The sequence below is a fragment of the Amycolatopsis sp. 505 genome, assembly GCF_031625235.1.
GTDB lineage: Bacteria > Actinomycetota > Actinomycetes > Mycobacteriales > Pseudonocardiaceae > Amycolatopsis.
On the sequence record NZ_JACKQP010000001.1, the window covers coordinates 1,420,705 to 1,438,994 of the forward strand.

The 18,290-nt window shown below is 71.6% G+C and carries 19 protein-coding genes; 16 read left to right on the top strand and 3 right to left on the bottom strand.

Annotation, left to right across the window (positions count from 1 at the left end; translation table 11 throughout):
- Positions 1 to 112: 112 nt before the first annotated feature.
- Positions 113 to 700, top strand: a complete 588-nt coding sequence (locus tag H5965_RS06870; RefSeq protein ID WP_310968433.1) for a TetR/AcrR family transcriptional regulator — start codon at positions 113 to 115, stop codon at positions 698 to 700.
- The gene (locus H5965_RS06875; RefSeq protein WP_310968434.1) at positions 697 to 1,608 is read left to right on the top strand and encodes an SDR family NAD(P)-dependent oxidoreductase; all 912 of its coding nucleotides are present in this window, start codon (positions 697 to 699) and stop codon (positions 1,606 to 1,608) included. Before H5965_RS06870 ends, H5965_RS06875 begins: the two co-directional genes overlap by 4 nt.
- Positions 1,609 to 1,614: 6 nt before the next feature.
- Here the strand turns inward: H5965_RS06875 and H5965_RS06880 are convergent, their stop codons facing one another.
- Entirely contained in the window at positions 1,615 to 2,340 is a 726-nt protein-coding gene (locus tag H5965_RS06880; protein ID WP_310968435.1) for an SDR family oxidoreductase, read from the bottom strand.
- Positions 2,341 to 2,435: 95 nt separating this feature from the next.
- Here H5965_RS06880 and H5965_RS06885 point away from each other — a divergent pair, with 95 nt between their 5' ends.
- Complete coding sequence (locus H5965_RS06885; protein ID WP_310968436.1) at positions 2,436 to 3,272, top strand: LysR family transcriptional regulator; 837 nt, start codon at positions 2,436 to 2,438, stop codon at positions 3,270 to 3,272.
- 7 nt (positions 3,273 to 3,279) lie between these two features.
- Here H5965_RS06885 and H5965_RS06890 read toward each other — a convergent pair whose 3' ends face one another.
- Complete coding sequence (locus H5965_RS06890) at positions 3,280 to 3,936, bottom strand: response regulator transcription factor (RefSeq protein ID WP_310968437.1); 657 nt, start codon at positions 3,934 to 3,936, stop codon at positions 3,280 to 3,282.
- On the bottom strand, positions 3,933 to 5,087 hold the full coding sequence (locus tag H5965_RS06895) for a sensor histidine kinase (RefSeq protein WP_310968520.1): 1,155 nt from the start codon (positions 5,085 to 5,087) through the stop codon (positions 3,933 to 3,935). The genes H5965_RS06890 and H5965_RS06895 overlap by 4 nt, the downstream gene beginning before the upstream one ends.
- Positions 5,088 to 5,290: 203 nt before the next feature.
- Here H5965_RS06895 and H5965_RS06900 point away from each other — a divergent pair, with 203 nt between their 5' ends.
- From H5965_RS06900 to H5965_RS06960, 13 genes are all read left to right on the top strand, one after another.
- Positions 5,291 to 6,808, top strand: a complete 1,518-nt coding sequence (locus tag H5965_RS06900) for a dynamin family protein (RefSeq protein ID WP_310968521.1) — start codon at positions 5,291 to 5,293, stop codon at positions 6,806 to 6,808.
- A 59-nt stretch (positions 6,809 to 6,867) separates the two neighbouring features.
- Positions 6,868 to 7,515: a hypothetical protein gene (locus H5965_RS06905; protein WP_310968438.1), complete on the top strand. Its 648-nt coding sequence runs from the start codon at positions 6,868 to 6,870 to the stop codon at positions 7,513 to 7,515.
- A gap of 45 nt (positions 7,516 to 7,560) precedes the next feature.
- On the top strand, positions 7,561 to 8,037 hold the full coding sequence (locus H5965_RS06910; protein ID WP_310968439.1) for a hypothetical protein: 477 nt from the start codon (positions 7,561 to 7,563) through the stop codon (positions 8,035 to 8,037).
- On the top strand, positions 8,034 to 8,648 hold the full coding sequence (locus tag H5965_RS06915; protein WP_310968440.1) for a TetR/AcrR family transcriptional regulator: 615 nt from the start codon (positions 8,034 to 8,036) through the stop codon (positions 8,646 to 8,648). Before H5965_RS06910 ends, H5965_RS06915 begins: the two co-directional genes overlap by 4 nt.
- A 19-nt stretch (positions 8,649 to 8,667) precedes the next feature.
- Positions 8,668 to 9,054 carry a nucleotide exchange factor GrpE gene (locus H5965_RS06920; RefSeq protein WP_310968441.1) on the top strand — a complete coding sequence of 129 codons (387 nt, stop codon included), beginning with the start codon at positions 8,668 to 8,670 and terminating at the stop codon, positions 9,052 to 9,054.
- Positions 9,051 to 10,889, top strand: coding sequence for a dynamin family protein (locus tag H5965_RS06925; RefSeq protein ID WP_310968442.1), 1,839 nt, complete (start codon positions 9,051 to 9,053; stop codon positions 10,887 to 10,889). The genes H5965_RS06920 and H5965_RS06925 overlap by 4 nt, the downstream gene beginning before the upstream one ends.
- 101 nt (positions 10,890 to 10,990) lie before the next feature.
- The gene (locus tag H5965_RS06930) at positions 10,991 to 11,686 is read left to right on the top strand and encodes a hypothetical protein (RefSeq protein WP_310968443.1); all 696 of its coding nucleotides are present in this window, start codon (positions 10,991 to 10,993) and stop codon (positions 11,684 to 11,686) included.
- Between the two features lie 349 nt (positions 11,687 to 12,035).
- On the top strand, positions 12,036 to 13,859 hold the full coding sequence (locus H5965_RS06935; protein ID WP_310968445.1) for a phosphoenolpyruvate carboxykinase (GTP): 1,824 nt from the start codon (positions 12,036 to 12,038) through the stop codon (positions 13,857 to 13,859).
- Between the two features lie 78 nt (positions 13,860 to 13,937).
- Positions 13,938 to 14,780 carry a TIGR03621 family F420-dependent LLM class oxidoreductase gene (locus H5965_RS06940; RefSeq protein WP_310968446.1) on the top strand — a complete coding sequence of 281 codons (843 nt, stop codon included), beginning with the start codon at positions 13,938 to 13,940 and terminating at the stop codon, positions 14,778 to 14,780.
- 14 nt (positions 14,781 to 14,794) lie between these two features.
- Positions 14,795 to 15,676, top strand: coding sequence for an LLM class F420-dependent oxidoreductase (locus H5965_RS06945; protein ID WP_310968447.1), 882 nt, complete (start codon positions 14,795 to 14,797; stop codon positions 15,674 to 15,676).
- Positions 15,673 to 16,278 carry an ATP-binding cassette domain-containing protein gene (locus H5965_RS06950; protein ID WP_310968448.1) on the top strand — a complete coding sequence of 202 codons (606 nt, stop codon included), beginning with the start codon at positions 15,673 to 15,675 and terminating at the stop codon, positions 16,276 to 16,278. Before H5965_RS06945 ends, H5965_RS06950 begins: the two co-directional genes overlap by 4 nt.
- The gene (locus tag H5965_RS06955; RefSeq protein ID WP_310968449.1) at positions 16,272 to 17,552 is read left to right on the top strand and encodes a DUF6297 family protein; all 1,281 of its coding nucleotides are present in this window, start codon (positions 16,272 to 16,274) and stop codon (positions 17,550 to 17,552) included. Before H5965_RS06950 ends, H5965_RS06955 begins: the two co-directional genes overlap by 7 nt.
- 31 nt (positions 17,553 to 17,583) lie before the next feature.
- Positions 17,584 to 18,162 carry an EndoU domain-containing protein gene (locus H5965_RS06960; RefSeq protein ID WP_310968450.1) on the top strand — a complete coding sequence of 193 codons (579 nt, stop codon included), beginning with the start codon at positions 17,584 to 17,586 and terminating at the stop codon, positions 18,160 to 18,162.
- The last annotated feature ends 128 nt before the right edge of the window (positions 18,163 to 18,290 follow it).

Consider the following 18,290-nt stretch of genomic DNA (forward strand, 5'->3'; position numbering starts at 1 on the left):
GTCGGCCGGCGCGACGGTCGCCGCAGGTGGGCGAGCTGCGGTCCGTGGCGCCGTCCTAACCAGAACAAGGTTCTGATTCGACCTCATTAATGAACTATGGTTCAATAACTGGGTGGCCCGGCCGAGGAGCATCACCGACGAGCGGCTGCTGGGTGCGGCGGAGACCGTGATCGGCCGCTGCGGCCCCGGTTTCACGCTGGCGCAGGTGGCGGCCGAGGCCGGGGTTTCGGTCGGCACGGTCGCGCAGCGGTTCGGCTCCAAGAGCGGCCTGTTGCAGGAGATGAGCCGGCGGGCCACGCGGCGGGCGGTCGAGCAGATGCGGGAGTGCGCCGAGCGGGCGGACGACCCGGTCGACGGCCTGCGCGCCGCGGCGGTGGCGGTCTACGCGGTGCTCGGTGACGCCGAAGAGGCGGCGAACCACCTGGGCCAGCTCGGCGTGGACATCGGCGACCCGGTGCTGCGGTCGCTGCTGGGCGAGCACTTCACGGCGGTCGAGGACGAACTGCGGCGGCTGGTGCGGGCGGCGGCTCCTTCGCTGCCGCACGCGCCGAGCGTGCCGCGCGCGGCCCGTGCGGTGCTCGGCGTGATCAACGGGGTGTCGATCGACTGGTCGATCCGGCCGCACGGGCGGCTGGCCGACCGGCTGGCGGAGGACGTCGACGCGGTGCTGTCCGCGTGGCGGGGACGGGAGGAAGCATGAGTTTGGCGGGCAAGGTCGCGGTGGTCACCGGGGCGACCCGGGGCTGCGGCCGGGCGATCGCGGTGGAGCTGGGCCGCGCGGGCGCGACGGTGTACGTCACCGGCCGCACCACGCGCGAAACGGCGTCACCGATGAAGCGCCCGGAGACGATCGAAGAGACGGGCGAGCTGGTCGAGGCGGCGGGCGGCAAGGCGGTCGTCGTCCGCTGCGACTTCACCTCACAGTCCGATGTGGACGCGCTGAAGGCCCGCATCGAGTCCGAAGTGGACGGAATCGACATCCTGGTCGACGACGTCTGGGGCGGCGACATGTACTTCCACTTCGACGCGCCCTACTGGGAGACGCCCCTCGACGACGCGCTCAAGCTGACGCACAACGCGTTGGACACCCACCTCATCGCCTTGCACAAGCTCCTGCCGCTGGTGATCGCCCGCCGCGGTCTGGTGCTCGAGGTGACCGACGGCGACAACGACGACTACGTCGGCGCCGGCTTCCCCTACTACCTGGCCAAGTGCGGCATCCGCGCGCTCGGCCGCGCCCTCGGCGCGGAGCTGAAGGAGTACGACTGCGTCGGCTTCGCGGTGACGCCGGGCTTCCTGCGCTCGGAGTCGATGCTGGACATCTTCGAGGTCACCGAGGACAACTGGCGTGACGCGGTCGGCAAGATCGCGCCGGTCGACTTCAAGATCTCCGAGACGCCGTACCTGCTGGCCCGTGGCGTCGCGGCCCTGGCGCAGGACCCGGACGTCGCCCGCTTCGCCGGCCAGACGGTGGCCTCCTGGACGCTGATGAAGGAGTACGGCTACACGGACGTCGACGGCGACCGGCCGGACTTCGGCCGCTGGCTCACCGAAGTCCGCCACGCGGGCAAGGACCCGGCGACGACCCCGCCGGACGACTTCCGCTGACCGACGTCACCACGGCACCGGCCCGGCGTCGTCGAACAGCCCGCCGGTCGGGCCGTCGTCGGGCAGGGTCGCGAGCCGGACGGCGACCTTGGCGCCGTCCTCGGGGGTGCTCGTGCCGTGGAAGCCGTTCAGCTCGGTGGCGACGTAGCCGGGACAGCTGCCGTTGATCTTGATCGGCGTGCCGGCCAGCTCCTTGGCGTACTGGACGGTGATCGCGTTGAGGAACGTCTTCGACGGCGAGTACGCCCCGCTGACCCCGCCGAGGTCGACCCCCGGCGTGGTCTGCAGGGTCAGCGACCCGACGTGGCTGGACTGGTTGACGATCCGCGGGTGCGCGGAGCGGCGCAGCAGCGGCAGCATCGCGTTGGTGACCCGGACGACGCCGATCACGTTGGTCTCGACGACCGCCCGCAGGTTCTCCGGCGTGACGGCCGACGGCTCGTCCGGCCAGGCGCCCGCGATGCCGGCGTTGTTGACCAGGACGTCGAGCCGTCCGGCGCGCCTCTCGACGAGGGCCGCGGCGGCCGCCACGCTCGCGTCGTCGGTGACGTCGAGGGGCACGCCGAACGCGTCGACGCCGGCCGCGCGCAGCTTCGCCACGGCATCCTCCCGGCGCTGGTCGTCGCGCGCCCCGACGCCGACGCTCCAGCCCAGCGCGCCGAGCCCGGCCGCGATCTCGAAGCCGATTCCCTTGTTCGCGCCGGTGACCAGCGCGACCGTCCGTTCGTTCATGCCCCGATCATGGGTGCGTCCCGGCGGAGCACCAACACCCTCGACGACGAGCGACGATACCCCGGTGGTATCGGTCTGGCGGGTAGCCTGAGCGGGTGGACTCGAGGGAGTTGCGCTACTTCGTCGCGGTCGCCGAGGAGCTGCACTTCGGCCGGGCCGCCGAACGCCTCGGCATCGCCCAGCCGCCGCTCTCGCGGACGATCGCCCAGCTCGAGCGGCGGCTCGGCGTCGCGTTGCTGGAACGCACCAGCCGCAAGGTCACGCTCACCGGTGCCGGCTCGGTGCTGCTGACCGAAGGCCGGGCGATCCTCGGCGCGCTGGCGGCGGCCGAACGACGGACCCGGGCCGCCGCCACCAGCCCGCCGTCGCTCGTCCTGTCCGCGAAGGCCGGCGCGTCCGGCGAACTGCTCGCGAAACTGCTCGACGCGTACGCGGCCGAGCCGGGTGCCGTCGCCGTCGACCTGCTGCTCTGCGAATCGCAGCCCCAGCAGGCGCTGCACGACGGCCGGGCCGACGTCGCCCTGCTGCACCAGCCCTTCGACTCGACGGCCGATCTCGACACCGAGGTCCTGGCCGTGGAAGGGCAGGTCGCCATCCTCCCCGCCGCGCACCCGCTCGCCGGCCGGTCCCAGGTCCGGCTGGCGGAGGTCACTTCACTGCCGGAACTGCCCCTGGCCCGCTGGCCCGGCCCCGGCGGCACCTACCCCGACGGCCCCGGTGCGGAAGTGCGCAACCAGACCCAGCTCTTCCACTTGATCGCGCTCGGCCGCACCACGGTGGTCATGCCCGAGTCCAGCCGCGCCGCGCTGCTCGAGGGCCTGGTCGCCGTGCCGGTTCCGGACGCGCCGACCGTGACCACGGTGATCGCCTGGCCACCGCACAGCCGTTCGCTGGCCCTCGCCGGCCTGGTCCGCGCGGCGACCCGGCTCTGACCGGGCGTCAGCCCAGGCCGGGGCGCGCGAGACCGGTTTCGTAGGCCAGCACCACGGCCTGCACCCGGTCCCGCAGCTCCAGCTTCGCCAGGATCCGCCCGACGTGCGTCTTCACCGTCGCCTCGGACAGGAACAGCGCCTCGGCGATCTCCAGGTTCGACATACCCTTGGCGATCAGCACGAGCACCTCGCGCTCGCGGTCGGTGAGCACGTCCAGCTCGGTGGTGTCCCGCATCGGCGCGCCGCCCGTGCCGACGAAGCGGTCCAGGAGGCGGCGGGTCACCGACGGCGACACCACCGCGTCGCCCGAAGCGACCGCGCGCAACGCCGAAACCAGGTGGCCGGGCTGGGTGTCCTTGAGCAGGAACCCGCTCGCCCCGCCCTGCAGCGCCGCGTAGACGTACTCGTCGAGGTCGAACGTCGTCATCACCAGCACGCGCGCGGTGCCCGCGGCGACGATCCGCTTCGTCGCCTCGACGCCGTCCAGCACCGGCATCCGGACGTCCATCAGCACGACGTCGGGGCGCAGCTTTTCGGCCAGCTCGATGGCCTGCGCGCCGTCGCCCGCCTCGCCGACGACGTCGATGTCCTCCTGGGCGCCCAGCACCATCCGGAACCCGACGCGCATCAGTTCCTGGTCGTCGACGACCACCACCCGGATCACTTGTCCAACCTAACCGGCAGGGCCGCACGGACCTGCCACCCTCCACCCGGAGCGGGGCCCACGTCGAGCGTCCCGCCGTACACGTGCGCGCGTTCGCGCATGCCGATCAGGCCGTTCCCGCCCGGCAGCCGCCGGTCGCCCCGCCCGGCCGGGACGAGCTGGGCGGCGCCCGCGCCGTCGTCGGACACCAGCACCTCGACGAGGTCGCCGGTGCGGTGCACCCGCACCGAAGCCGTCGCGCCGCGGCCGGCGTGCTTGAGCGTGTTGGTCAGCGACTCCTGCACGATCCGGTAGACGCCCAGCGAGACACCGGCCGGCAGGTCGCCGAGCTCGCCGAGCTCCAGGTCCACCGGCACGCCGGCGGTGCGCATCCGGTCGGCCAGCTCGGCGAGGGCGTGCGCGTCCGGCTGCGGCACCCGGGGCTCGCCGTCCGCGTCGTCGCTGCGGAGCACGTCCAGCAGGCGCCGCAGTTCGCCGAGCGCGCCGCGGCCGGTCTCGGAAATCGTTTGCAGAGCCCGCTGAGCGAGCTCGGGGTTGCTCTGGATCGCGTAGGACGCGCCGTCGGCCTGCACGACCATGACGCTCACCGCGTGCGCGACGACGTCGTGCAGCTCGCGGGCGATCCGCCCGCGTTCCTCGGCCACCGCGATCCGGGTGGCCTGGTCCCGTTCGGTCTCGAGCAGGTGCAACCTGGCCTCCACTTCGACGTCGTAGGCGCGCCGGGCCCCGACGAACTCGCCGAGGGTCCAGCACAGGGCGATCCCGAACGCCAGGAACAGCGCCGAGATGACGAGCTCGTCCGAGGGGCCGAGCGCGAGCATCAGGGCCGAGCCGGCCACGACCGCGCCGACGTACACCAGCCCCGGCCGCCGCCCGGCGTAGACGACGACCGAGTAGATGCTCATCGCGAGGCCGGCGATGCTCGAGATGCCCAGCTCCAGCGTCGCGTGCACGACACCGATCACCAGCACGACGTAGGCCGACCACAGTGGTGACCGCCGCCGGAACACCAGCGGCAGGATCATCGCGAGTTCCACCGGCACGGTGACGTACCAGGGCGGCAGCCCGGGGCCCTCGTCCAGAGCGCCGGCGGCGAACACCAGCAGGTCGAACAGGCCGAGCAGGACGGCGAGGACCGAGTCGCCCGCCATGGGGTGGGCACGCATCCAGAGGCTCAGCCGTCGCACCACACAACACTAGGTCGCGGCGCGGAAACCGCGCGTCGGCCGGCGGTACCACCTTCGGTGCGACCTGGGGATGACCCGCATGGCACGATTCACGGGTCGCCGAACGACGGGGAGGACTGGGGGCCGTGACGTCACCGGAGCAGGGCCGGCTCGCGGGTCCGCTGTCGATGTCGGTGGCCAACCTGTGTCACCGCCTGCAGCCGCAGGTGTCCGCGCGCACCGCCGCCGGGTTCGCCGAGGTGCTGCGCCGGCTCGGGGCGCCGCTGCAGGTGGCCGTGGCCGGCCGGATCAAGTCGGGCAAGTCGACGCTGGTCAACGCCCTGATCGGGCGCCGGGTCGCGCCGACCGACATCGGCGAGTGCACCCGGCTGGTCACCCGGTTCCAGTACGGCACGGTGGACCGCGTCGAGATCGTCTTCACCGACGGCCGCAAGCAGGTGCTCCCGTTCGCCGCCGACGGCATGATCCCCGCCGAGCTGGGCGTCGACATCGAGCAGGTGTCGCACATCGAGGCGTACCTGACCAACGCCGTCCTGCAGGGCATGACGGTGATCGACACCCCCGGCCTCGGCTCGCTCGACGCCGCTTCGGTGTCCCGCACCGAGCAGCTGCTGGGTGCGGCGAAGCACCGCAAAGAAGAGGACGACGAAGAGGGTTCGGACGAGCTCGACGACACCTCGCGCAACGCCGTCGCCGGTGCGGAAGCCGTGCTGTACGTCGTCACGCAGGGCGTCCGCGCGGACGACCAGCAGGCCCTCGCCGCCTTCACCGCGGCCACGGCGAGCCGCGAGGCGGGCCCGGTCAACGCGATCGCCGTCCTCAACAAGGCCGACACCATCGCGCCCGAGTCGGTCGACGGGTCCGGCGGCGACGTCTGGAAGGCCGCGACGCTGCTCGCCGAGAAGCAGGCGTCCACGCTGAAGCCGCGCGTCGCCGACGTGCTGCCGGTGATCGGGCTGATCGCCGAGTCCGCCGAGTCCGGCGGCTTCACCTCCGCCGACGCCGAGGCCCTGCGGCAGCTCGCCGAGCTCGACGACGACGTCCTGCAGACCATGCTGATCTCGGCCGACATCTTCACCAGCTGGGAGTGCGACGTCCCGGCGGGCACCCGGTTGCGGCTGCTGGAGAAGCTCGACCTGTTCGGCATTTCGCACGCGGTCGAGGCCATTCGCAAGGAACCGGAGATCACGGCGGGCGCGCTGCGGCGGGCGCTGCTCGACGCGTCCGGTCTCGAAGCCGTCCGGCAGCGGCTGTCGATCGTGTTCGCCGCCCGCGCCGACGGCATCAAGGCGGCCGCGGCCCTGGCCTCGGTGACCGCGCTCGCGCACGCCTCGGCCGACCCCGCCGAACGCCAGCGCGTCCACGATGCGATCGAAGTGCTCCTCGCCAAGCCCGAGGCCCACCAGCTGCGGCTGCTCGAAGCGCTGACGCTGGTCGCGTCCGGCGCGGTCGACATGCCGGAGGACCTGTCCGAAGAGGTGCTGCGGGTCGGCAGCAACGCCGACATCGGCGCCCAGCTCGGCAAGCCCGGCGCCCCGCGCCAGGAGCTGGCCGCGCACGCGCTCGAACGCGCGGGCTGGTGGCGGTCCTTCGCCTCCTTCGGGGCGACGCCGGCGCAGAGCCGCGTCGCGCACGTCGTGCACCGGGCGTACTTCTTGATCTGGCAACAGGTCCGCGAAGCCTGAGGTTGTTTCGGCTTGCCAACTCTCCCTGGTAGGCGCGTTTTTCCGCGTACTGTTGAAGCGTGCGCCTAGAAAACACGACATCCTGGCGAGCCGGCTGGAGCAGCGAGACCGAGGTCGACGTCGCGCTGTACATCCGGGACGCCTTGGCGCTGTCCGTTTCCGAGGGGCAGGTGCTGCCGCCGGTGGAGCCGCAGGTGCCGGTGCACATCCCGGCCGGGCTCGACCGCGCGGCCGTCCAGGCGCACTGGGCCGGCTGGTGGGTCGATCTGCTCGCCTTCCTGCGCAACCGCGAGGACCCGGACCCGCGCAGCCCGCGCATCCGTTACGGCAGGCCCGCACTCGCCCCCGGCTCGGCGATACGCCAGGCGATCGACTTCTTCGCTCCGGCCGCGGCCCGACACTTCGCCAACGCCCGCGGCCCCGCCCTGCGCGGGTCGCACGAGCCGTCGGGCAGCACCCCGTGGGCCCCCGGCTTCTACCGCCGCCAGATCGTGGCCGGCGAGCGGCTCGGCCAGCTGGTCCGCGAGGCCGAAGTCCGCCTGGGCCGCCGCGCCTACCCCTTCCGCCTCAACGTCATCGAAATCTCGGTCGCCGGTTCGATCTGGCTGCGCACGGCCGAGGACCAGCTGCTCGTGTCGTCCCGCCTCGCCGAGAACGGACCGGGCCTCGAAGCGGTCCTCCGCGAGGTCATCGACCAGCTCGTCTGAACCCCCGGTTTCATAAACCGAGCACGCGGTCTAATAATGGACCGCATGGAGACGACCGTCGACGAGCCGTCGTGGCTGCGCACCGGGTCCTGGGTCGGCTGCCCGCTCATCGGGGGTGCGCTCGGCGTGGGCGTCTGGGCCATCGCCGCGTGGGTCAGCGACCTGCCCGCTTTCCCCTTCCAGGGCGTGTTCAAGGTGCTCACGAAGCTGCCGCAGCCGTGGGCGACGCTGGCCGCGGTCGGCGGCGGGCTCGTGCTCGGCCTGCTGTTCGCCGCGATCTGGGCGCACGAGCGCCTCGTCGTCACGGTGTCGCCGACCCGGGTCACCATGGTCCGCGGCGACAAGACCCGCCGCATCGAGGCCGACCTCGAAGCCGTCTACCTCGACGGCAAGGAGCTCGTCCTGCGCACGACCGACGGCCGGGAGATCGCCCGCGAGAAGACCGACCTCACCGGCCGCGAGCTGGCGCCGGCCTTCGCCGAGCACGGCTACCCCTGGCAGGACGAGCCGGTCGAGCGATGAGGACGGTCGACCCGGCCAAGCACGCGGCCAAGCGCGCGTCGATCGTCGACGCGGCGGCCGGCTGCTTTGCCGAGAAGGGCTTCGAGCGGACGACGACCGCGGACATCTGCCGGGCCGCGGGCATCAGCTCCGGCAGCCTCTTCCACTACTTCCCCAGCAAGCGTGCGGTCTTCACGGCGATCTTCACCGACGACGCCGCCGAGACGGCCGATCGCCTCGAAGCCGCCGCGAAGACGGACGATCCGCTGGCCGCGCTGCTCGACGTCGTCACCGAGCTGGCGGGCCAGGTCGCGCACCCCGCGGTCGTCCGGCTCGTGCTGGAAGCCGCCGCCCAGGCCGCTCGCGACGACGAGTTCGCCGAGCTGATCCAGCGCAACGACCGGGCGATGCGGGACGGCCTGGCCGTCCTGGTCGCCCGCGCCGGCGCGGCCGGGCAGATCGACCCCGGCGTCGCCCCGCGCGCGGTCGCCGGCTGGCTGGCCGGCCTGATCGACGCGATGATTTCGCGGGCCAGCATCGACCCCGGCCTCGATCTGGCCGCCGAGCAGGCGATCCTCCGAACGATCCTGATCCGGTTCCTTCGCCCGGTTTCATCCCCGGAGGGTGGCTGAGTCCGCCAGACTGTGGGTCATGGCGTGGTTTCGCAAGGAGGGAACCGACGGCGGCGCGGCCGCGTCGGACACCGATGTGCACCCCTTGCAGCAGGTGAGTGATCTCGAGCGGGCACTCGCGGACCGCCAGGCGCTGATCCAGATGTGCCTGTACGCCCTGGACCGCGCCCGCAGCGGCGGCGTCGTCGAACGCCTGGAGGAGGGGCTCGCCGCGATCGGCGTCCAGGCCCTGCGGCCCGACGGCGAGCGCTTCGACCCGGCCCGCCACGAGGCCGGCGGCGCGGTCCCCACCGAAGACCCGGCGCTCGACGGCATCGTCGCGGAAACCGAGGTCACCGGCTTCGCCGACCACGACCGCCTGCTGCGCGCCCCCATCGTCACCGTCTACGCGAAGAAGAGCCCGTGAGCGCACCGACCGCGCCGAGCCTGCCCGCGCAGGTCGCCGCGACCCGAGACCAGCTGCTGACCGTCGTCCGCGACGCCGATCCGGACGCCGCCAAGTGGGTCGAGGACATCCGGAAGGCCCGGCCGAAGAAGCCGGCCGTCGTGGTCGTCGGCGAGACGAACCGCGGGAAGAGTTCGCTGGTCAACGCCCTGCTCGCGACACCGGGACTGTCCCCTGTGGATGCCGACGTCGCCACCGCGACCTACCTGGTGTTCGACCACGCGGACAGCTGGGGCGCGCAGGCCTGCTACCCCGGCCAGCTCGCCCCGGTGCCGATCGACCTCGGCCAGCTGATCAACTGGGTGTCCGCCGCGCACGAGCTGCCGCCGGGGCAGCTCCCGCCGCGGTACGTCGAGGTCACCGGGCCGGTGCCGCTGCTCGAACGGCTTTCGCTGGTCGACACGCCGGGGGTCGGCGGGCTCGACTCGATGCACGGCGAGCTCGCCAAGGAAGCCGCCGCGGGCGCCACCGCGCTGCTGTTCGTCGTCGACGCCTCGGCGCCGTTCACCTCGACCGAGCTGCAGTTCCTGCGGGACGTCGGCGAGCGCGTCGAGACCGTCGTGTTCGCGCTGACCAAGGTGGACATGTTCCGCGGCTGGCGCGAGGTCATGGAAGCCGACCGGCAGCTGCTGCGCGACCACGCGCCCCGCTTCGCCGAAGCGGTGTTCCACCCGGTGTCGGCGCGGATGTTCGAGACCGCGGCGAAGGCGCCCAACGAGCAGATGGCCGCGATGCTGCGGGAGAAGTCCGGCGTCGCGGCGATCCAGACGGCGTTGCAGGAGCTGCTCGTCGGCCGGTCGGCGATGCTCGGCGAGGCGAACACGCTGCGCGCGCTGTCCAGCGCACTGGGCGAGCTCAAGGCGAAGCTGCAGGCCGAGAGCCGCGCGCTGTCGGCGGGCGAGGCCGAGGCCGAGCAGCTGCGCGAACGCCGTGACCAGCTGCAGGCCGAACGCCGGAGCTCGACCCGCGGCTGGCAGCTGAAGCTGCGCGGCGAGGTGCAGCGCACCCGCGTCGAGGTCGGGCACGAAAGCAGCCGGCAGATGCGGGACGCGCAGACCCACTTCCGCCAGCTGATCGACGCCGCCAAGCGCGACGAGCTGGCCGCGCTGCCCCAGCAGGTCGACATCGCGCTGCAGACGACGTCGCAGCGCATTTCGATGCTGCTCTCGCAACGGCTGAACCAGGTCACCAACGTCTCGCTGGCGGAGCTGTTCTCGCCCGAAGAGCTCGACGTCATCCGCGCGCAGTTCGCCCGGGCGGGCGGCCCGCCCGTGGTGCTGCGCCCGCCGGACAAGAAGCCGCCGACGGCCGAGGACAAGCTGCTCGTCTTCATGGGCATCTCCGGCGGTGTCGGGGCCGGCAAGGTGGCCGCGCTGCCGCTGGCCGGCGTCGCGATCCTCAACCCGGTCGTGCTGCCCGCGACGATCATCATCGGCCTCGGCGCCGGCTGGTGGATGGCCCGCACGCGCAAGCACGCGGCCGACAAGCAGCACATGAAGCAGTGGCTGGTCGAGGCCATCGCGGACGCCCGTTCGACGCTCGACCAGCTGGTCGCCGAGCAGCTCATCGAGGCCGAGCAGCAGCTGTCGATGGCCCTGGACGAGGCGCTGGGCCGGCGCATCGACGCCATCGAGGCGGAGCTGAAGGAAGTCGACAAGACGATCAAGATGGGCGCGCAGGAGCGGGCCAAGAAGATCGCCGTCGTGTCGAAGCGGCTCAAGGAGGTCAGCGACGGCCGCGAGCGCGCCGAAGCTTTCCTGACGCGGATCCGGGCGCTGCGGGACAAAACCGCCTGAGCACCGGTCCGGTTGTGAAGCGGAACCGAACGGGCCTACGGTGAGTCATACCCTCAGACAGCAGGTCGGAGCGTGTTACCCGGTTCGAAGGGGGAAGTGCCATGTGGGTCGACGAGAGCGGCGGCAGCGACACCGACGCGAGCAGCCCGGACGCGATGACCGTCCACGTCGACGGCCAGGAGTACCAGGCCGAGGTCAACTACGACGTGAACGAAGACGGGGTGAACGACACCGCGATCATCGAGCACGACGACGGCTCGGCCCAGGCGTTCATCGACACGAACCACGACGGCGAGGCCGACCACTACGCCGTGCTGGACGAGAACGGGAAGGTCGTCGAGCAGGCGGTCTACGACGAGGCCAGCGGCCAGTGGGTCCAGGACGGCGCGGGCGGCGGCCACGACGACTCCGACACCGGCGGCCGGGACGACAGCTCCGGCGGCCACATCCACGCCGACCTGCCGGACGGCGAGGTCGACGCGGGCGTCGCGACCATCGACACCGACCACGACGGCCACAACGACACCGCCATCGTCGAGACGAAGAGCGGCGGCACCATCGCCTTCACCGACAAGGACGGCGACGGCGAAGCGGACATCGCGGTGCAGACCGAGTCCGACGGCACGACCACGACGTTCGAGCACTCCGGCCCCGGTCAGTGGACCGAAGTCTCCAGTGGACTGAGGAACGACGGCGATCCCGCCGCGGACGCGGCCTGGGGCGAGGCCGGCACGCAGACCCTGGAAGGCGTCGCGCGCATCGACTCCGGCACCGGGCAGTGGATTTCGCCGAACTGAAAGTGATCCACGTCATAGTTTGAAAGCCCGAGGCTGCGGCCTCGGGCTTTCTTCATGTCTTCAATGAAAACGAGCAGGTCACAGGTGTGTCCCGGGCCACCGCAAGATTTTCGGCGAATACACCGATCAAGTGACATCTGAATCGATTCCCTTATCGTTCTTGTGAGAGAACCTACACGTCAGCTCTCGGTTACTTGCCGGTCATGCGGCTACTCTCGGGGAATCCCAAAACATCCACACCGGTTCGCCAGCCGGTGTGCGAAGCCATTCGGTCGCCGGCAATGACGCCCGCACCGGGACAACGTCGTTCCGGTGCGGGCGCATTTGTCGTCGGAAGTCAGGAGTAGAGATGACCGCAGTCGCCATCCCCGGACTGGACACCGCGCCGACGACGCACACTGGCGTGCTGTCCTTCGTCCGGGAGGTCGCCGAGCTGACCACCCCGGACCGGGTCGTGTGGGTCGACGGGTCTGACGAAGAAGCCGCCCGGATCAACCAGGAGCTGGTCGAGGCGGGCACGTTCGTGCAGCTCAAGTCGAAGCCGAACTCCTTCTGGGCCACTTCCGACCCCGACGACGTCGCCCGCGTCGAAGACCGGACCTTCATCTGCTCGGAGCGTCCCGAGGACGCCGGTCCGACCAACAACTGGATGGACCCGGCCGAGATGAAGGCCACCATGACCGAGCTGTTCCGCGGCTCGATGCGCGGCCGCACGATGTACGTCATCCCGTTCTGCATGGGCCCGCTCGGCGACGAGAATCCCAAGCTGGGTATCGAAATCACCGATTTCGCCTACGTTGTCGCGTCGATGCGCGTGATGACCCGCGCCGGCAAGGCGGCCCTCGAGAAGTTCATCGCACCGGACGGCAGCGAGCGCGAATTCGTGCCCGCGCTGCACTCGGTCGGGCACCCGCTCGAACCGGGCGAGAAGGACGTTTCCTGGCCCTGCAACGAAACGAAGTACATTTCGCACTTCCCCGAGGAGCGCGCGATCTGGAGCTACGGCTCGGGGTACGGCGGCAACTCCCTGCTGGGCAAGAAGTGCTACTCGCTGCGCATCGCTTCGGTGATGGCGCGCGACGAGGGCTGGCTCGCCGAGCACATGCTGATCCTCAAGCTGATCTCGCCGGAGGACAAGGTCCACTACGTCGCGGCCGCGTTCCCCAGCGCCTGCGGCAAGACCAACCTCGCCATGCTGCAGCCGACCATCCCGGGCTGGCGCGCCGAGACCCTGGGCGACGACATCGCCTGGATGCGCTTCGGTGAAGACGGCCGCCTGTACGCGGTCAACCCCGAGTTCGGGTTCTTCGGCGTCGCGCCGGGCACCGACTGGCACACCAACCCGAACGCCATGCGCACGATCGAGAAGGGCAACACGGTCTTCACGAACGTCGCCCTGACCGACGACGGCGACATCTGGTGGGAGGGCATGGAGAACAAGCCCCAGCACGCCACGTCGTGGAAGGGCCAGGACTGGACGCCGGACTCCGAGGAGAAGGCCGCCCACCCCAACTCGCGCTACTGCACGCCGATGTCGCAGTGCCCGATCCTCGCGCCGGAGTGGGACGACCCGAAGGGCGTGCCGATCTCGGCGATCCTGTTCGGCGGCCGCCGCAAGACCACGGTCCCGCTGGTGAACGAGGCCCGCGACTGGCAGCACGGTGTGTTCATGGGCGCGACCATGTCGTCGGAGACGACGGCCGCGGCGGCCGGCGCGGTCGGCAACGTCCGCCGCGACCCGATGGCGATGCTGCCGTTCCTCGGCTACCACGCCGGCGACTACTTCAAGCACTGGCTGAACCTGGGCAAGAACGCCGACGCGAACAAGCTGCCGAAGATCTTCTACGTCAACTGGTTCCGCCGCGGTGACGACGGCCGCTTCCTGTGGCCGGGCTTCGGCGAGAACTCGCGGATCCTCAAGTGGGTCGTCGAGCGCGTCGAGGGTCGCGGCAACGCGGTCGAGACGCCGGTGGGCTTCGTGCCGCGGGCCGAGGACCTCGACACCGAGGGCCTGACCGAGCCGCTCGAGGACATCCAGGCCGCCCTGGACGTCAAGCCCGAGGAGTGGCGCGAGGAGCTGCCGCTGATCGAGGAGTGGTTCGAGAAGATCGGCGACAAGGTTCCGACGTCGCTGCGTGACGAGCTCGACGCGCTGGCCCAGCGCCTCAGCTGAGCTCCCTGAGACAGGGGACGCCTCCCGGCCGCATCCGGGAGGCGTCCCCTTGTTCTTTTTACCGGTAGTTTCGCGGCCATGAGACCGTTCCGCTTCGGCGTCGCGATGTACGTGCCCGGCTCGCGGGCCGAGTGGGTGGCGAAGTGCCGCCAAGCCGAGGACCTCGGCTACGACGTCGTCGGCGTGGTCGACCACCTCGGCCGGGTCGCGCCGCTCCCGGCCCTGCTCCTCGCCGCCGAGGCCACCGAGCGGATCCGGTTGAACACCTACGTCCTGAACGCGAGCTTCCACAACCCGGTGCTGCTGGCCCGGGACGTCACCGCGCTCGACGAGTTCACCGGCGGCCGGGTGGAGATCGGGATCGGCGCGGGGTACGTCCGCGCGGAGTTCGAAGCCGCCGGCGTCGACTGGGGCACGCCCGGCCGCCGGTTCGAACGGCTCGTCGACGTGGTCACCGAGCTCGAGCGCGCGTTCACCGACCGCCCGCGGCCGCCGCTGCTGCTCGGCGGCCGGGGCGACCGGATGCTGACCTTCGCCGCCGCGCACGCCGACACCATCGCCCTCACCGGCACCGCGCCCGGAGCGGCCGAGGGTCGGTTGGCCCTGGCCGGTGCCGCCGCGCTGGCCGAGCGCGCCGGCTTCGTGAAGCAGGTGCTCGACGGCCGGGACGTCGAGCTGAACCTGATGGTCCACTTCGTCCGGATCACCGATGACCGGCGAGCGGCCCTGGAAGCGGCCCACGAACTCGTGCCGCACCTCGGCGTCGAGGAACTCGGCGAGCTGGCCACGGTCGTCGCCGGCTCGGCGGAAGCGGCGGCCGAGCAGCTGCTGCGCACCCGCGAGACCCTCGGCGTCAGCTACTTCACCGTGCTCGAAGACGACCTGGCCAGGCTGGGCCCGGTGATCGAAAAGCTCCGGTGAGTACCTTGGTCGGCATGACTGGGGATTTCCGTTTCGGTGTCAACATGGTCGTGCCGGACAGCCGTGCCGCCTGGGTCGAGAAGTGCCGCAAGGCCGAGGAACTCGGCTTCGACGTCCTGTCGGCGGCCGACCACCTGGGCATGGCACCGCCGTTTCCGGCGCTCGTGCTGGCCGGCGAGGTCACCTCGCGCGTCAAGCTGAACACCTTCGTGCTCAACGCGCCGTTCTACAACCCGGTGCTGCTCGCCCGGGACGTCACGGGCACCGACCAGTTCACCGGCGGGCGCCTGGAGCTCGGGCTCGGCGCCGGGTACGTCAAGGAGGAGTTCGAGGCCGCCGGGATGCCGTTCCCGTCCGCCCGCGAGCGCGTCGACCACCTCGAGCGGACGATCGCCGAGCTCAAGCGGCGGTACGCCGACCCCGAGCACAAGCCCGCGCCGGTGCGTCCGGAAGGCCCGCCCCTGCTGCTGGGTGGCCGCGGCGACCGGGTGCTGAGCCTGGCCGCGCAGCACGCCGACATCATCGGCTTCACCGGGACCACCAAGACGCCCGACGGCTCGCCCTTGGCCGCGGCCGCGCCCGAGGAGGTCGACGAGCGCGTGGCGTTCGTGCGGGCGAAGCTCGGCGACCGCGCGTCTTCGGTCGAGTTCAACCTGCTCTGCCAGTTCGTGAAGGTCACGAACGACCGCGCGGCCGGCCTGGCCGAACTGGAGCAGCTGGTGGGCGGCCGCCTGAGCGCCACCGAGATCGGCGAGCTGCCGGTCGCCCTCGTCGGCACGCCCGCGCAGATCGCCGACCGGCTCCGGGGGCACCGCGAGCGGTTCGGGTTCAGCTACTTCACCGTCCTCGAGCCCTTCCTCGACGAGTTCGCCCCGGTCCTCGAAGCCCTCCGATGATCGACGCGAAGGCGCTCGGCGTCCGGGCCGGCGAGCTCTGGCTCTTCGACGACCTGGACTTCTCCGTCGACCCCGGCGAGTGTGCCGCGATCGTCGGGCCGAACGGTGTCGGCAAGTCGACATTGATGCGCTGCTTCTACGGCATGCAGAAGCCGCAGCGGGGCCGCGTGCTGATCGACGGCAAGGTGCCGGACGAGCGGGACGTCGAATTCCGGCGCAAGGTGTCGGTGCTCTTCGACGACTCCGACTTCTTCGCCGAGCTGACCCCGTTGCAGCACCTCGAGCTGCTGTCGGGTTCGTTCGGCGCCGACCTCGGCGACCACGAGGAACTGCTGCGCGACGCGGGCCTGGGCGAACGCATGCGCGTGACGTCCGGCCACTTCTCCGCGGGCCAGCGGCGTCGGCTGCTGCTGCTCGGCGTCACCGCGCGGCCCCACCGGGTGCTCCTGCTGGACGAGCCGGAACGCGCGCTGGACACCGCGGGCAAGGAATGGCTGGTCGGGGTGATCGCCCGGTCGACGGCGGCCGGCGCGGCGGTCGTGGTGGCCACCCACCACCCGCCGCTGCTCGAAGCCGCGGACAGCGTGCTCGAACTGTGGTGACGCTGACCCCGAGGCGGATGCGGATCCCGGGCCGGAAGCGGTTCGGCGGGATCTTCAGCGGCGACACCGCGTCCTTCGTCTTCCTGTTCGGCTTCGGGTTCCTGTTCACCGCGTTCTTCCACGTCGACGCCTGGCGCCCGGCGCTCTACGGATCATCCATTGTGGACTTCCCGGCCGTGCTCGGGCTGCTGACGCTGTGCTGCGCGGTGGGCTGGCGCGGCCTGCTGCGGCGCGGCTTCGCCTGGGTCGAACCGGCGGAGCTGACCTGGCTCGACTTCGCCCCGGTCGACCGCGGCCGCGTCGTCACGCTCCGGCTGCTCGGCGCCTGGACCGGCGTGATCGCGGTGACCGGCTACCTGGCCGCGCTGCTGCTCGCCGTCGGCGGCGCCGGGTTGAACGAGTGGCGCGCGTCGGTCGCGATCGTCGCCGCGACCGGGGTGGCGGCCTTCGCGTCGGCCCGGCGGACGTCGTTGCGCCTCGACGCGCTCGGCCCGCTGGCGCTCGCGGTGCTCGGCCTGGGCATCGCCGCGCTCCGCCTCGGCCCGGCGACGGTGCAGTTCGTCGCGGCCGGGGTGCTGGTCGCGGCGCTGCCGCTGGCCTTCGGCGGCGAACCGGTGTCGCGCGCGGGCCGGGCGGCGCTGCTCGCCGGGTGGGACGGCCGGGTGCTGCGCTCGGTCGCCGTCACCTTCCTCGACCCGATGATGCTGCTCCCGCCGTCCACGCCGATCGGCGGGCTTTCGCTGCGCCGCCCGACCCCGCTGCGGCTGGCGTGGGCGGGGACGCTCGGCCGGTCGCGGTACGCGGGGGCGGCGCTGCTGGTGGGCCTCGCGGTCGTCGCCGCGCACATCGCGGTGCCGACCGTGCCGGGCGCGGTCCTGGTCGGCCTCGGCGCGTACGTCGCGCTGACACCGTTCGCCGGCGGGCTCGGCGAGCTGTGGCGCAATCCGGGCCGCCGCCGGTGGCTGGGCTCGCGGGATCGCGACCTGGTGCTGGCCCACGGCCTGGTGCTCGCCGGGGTGGGTCTTCTTTGGGCGACAGCGCTGTTCGTGGTCACCCTCGCGGGTGGGACGTCGTTCGCCGCGGGCGCGTGGCTCGCCGTGCCGCTTTCGGTGCTCTCGATCCTGCGCACGGTCACCCGCACCGCCGTTGACTACGCGAATCCCGGGTTCGTCGACACCCCGATGGGCCCGATGCCGGCCAACCTCACCCGCCAGCTCTTCCGCGGTCTCGATCTCCAGGTCGTCGGCATCGTGCTGCTCGCCGCGGCCGTTTGACCTACGCTCGTTGCGACGAAGGGAGCAGCGAGTGGGCGGCGGGCACGCACCGGGCGTCGGGCGCAGGGCGACCAGCGAGTTCCCGGCCGGCTGGACCGACGAGCAGATCATCTCCGTGGTCAAGGACGTCGCCAACGACCCCAGCGAGGCCCGGCGCCAGCAGCGCAACGGCCGCTGGCGCTGCGCCGGCGAGCGGTTCAACGTCCACTTGATCGTGCTGGTCGAGGACAACGGGCACGTCCACACCGCCTACCCGGTGGCCGGGCCGGGCGTGGTCCGCAACCCCGACACCGCCCGCGACCCGGCGAACCCGACGGTGGCGGACCTCAAGGGCAACCGCATCAGCTTCTTCGCCGACAGCGTCCTGACGATGATCGGCAACCGCCTTTCGCCGGAGGACTACACGCACTACCGCACGCTGCTGTGGGCCGGCGAGTGGGAGGAACTGGCCGACGTCCTGGCCGCGCACGCCTACCGGGTCGGCTTCGGCTTCTCGGCCGACGAGTTTTCGGACTTCGAGAAGCTGCTGAACAGCTACGACCTGCCGGTGCCGGGCTGCGCGTTCCTCAACGACCGCGAGCACATCCTCAAGCAGCTGCGCCCGCTCTAGCTGTGATGTCCAGGGACGTTGTTCCGAGTCGAGGTGACCCGGTGTCGGCCTGTCGTGCTGACAGGTGAAGGCCTCCGGTTGTGAAGTGGAGCTGTCTAGGAACCACATCACCCGCCGGAGGCCTTCGT

Coding starts and splice junctions, on each gene's coding strand:
- H5965_RS06875 (WP_310968434.1), top strand. CDS start 697: ATGAGTTTGGCGGGCAAGGTCGCGGTGGTCACCGGGGCGACCCGGGGC.
- H5965_RS06880 (WP_310968435.1), bottom strand. CDS start 2,340: ATGAACGAACGGACGGTCGCGCTGGTCACCGGCGCGAACAAGGGAATC.
- H5965_RS06895 (WP_310968520.1), bottom strand. CDS start 5,087: ATGGCGGGCGACTCGGTCCTCGCCGTCCTGCTCGGCCTGTTCGACCTG.
- H5965_RS06900 (WP_310968521.1), top strand. CDS start 5,291: ATGTCGGTGGCCAACCTGTGTCACCGCCTGCAGCCGCAGGTGTCCGCG.
- H5965_RS06910 (WP_310968439.1), top strand. CDS start 7,561: ATGGAGACGACCGTCGACGAGCCGTCGTGGCTGCGCACCGGGTCCTGG.
- H5965_RS06915 (WP_310968440.1), top strand. CDS start 8,034: ATGAGGACGGTCGACCCGGCCAAGCACGCGGCCAAGCGCGCGTCGATC.
- H5965_RS06920 (WP_310968441.1), top strand. CDS start 8,668: ATGGCGTGGTTTCGCAAGGAGGGAACCGACGGCGGCGCGGCCGCGTCG.
- H5965_RS06930 (WP_310968443.1), top strand. CDS start 10,991: ATGTGGGTCGACGAGAGCGGCGGCAGCGACACCGACGCGAGCAGCCCG.
- H5965_RS06935 (WP_310968445.1), top strand. CDS start 12,036: ATGACCGCAGTCGCCATCCCCGGACTGGACACCGCGCCGACGACGCAC.
- H5965_RS06940 (WP_310968446.1), top strand. CDS start 13,938: ATGAGACCGTTCCGCTTCGGCGTCGCGATGTACGTGCCCGGCTCGCGG.
- H5965_RS06945 (WP_310968447.1), top strand. CDS start 14,795: ATGACTGGGGATTTCCGTTTCGGTGTCAACATGGTCGTGCCGGACAGC.
- H5965_RS06950 (WP_310968448.1), top strand. CDS start 15,673: ATGATCGACGCGAAGGCGCTCGGCGTCCGGGCCGGCGAGCTCTGGCTC.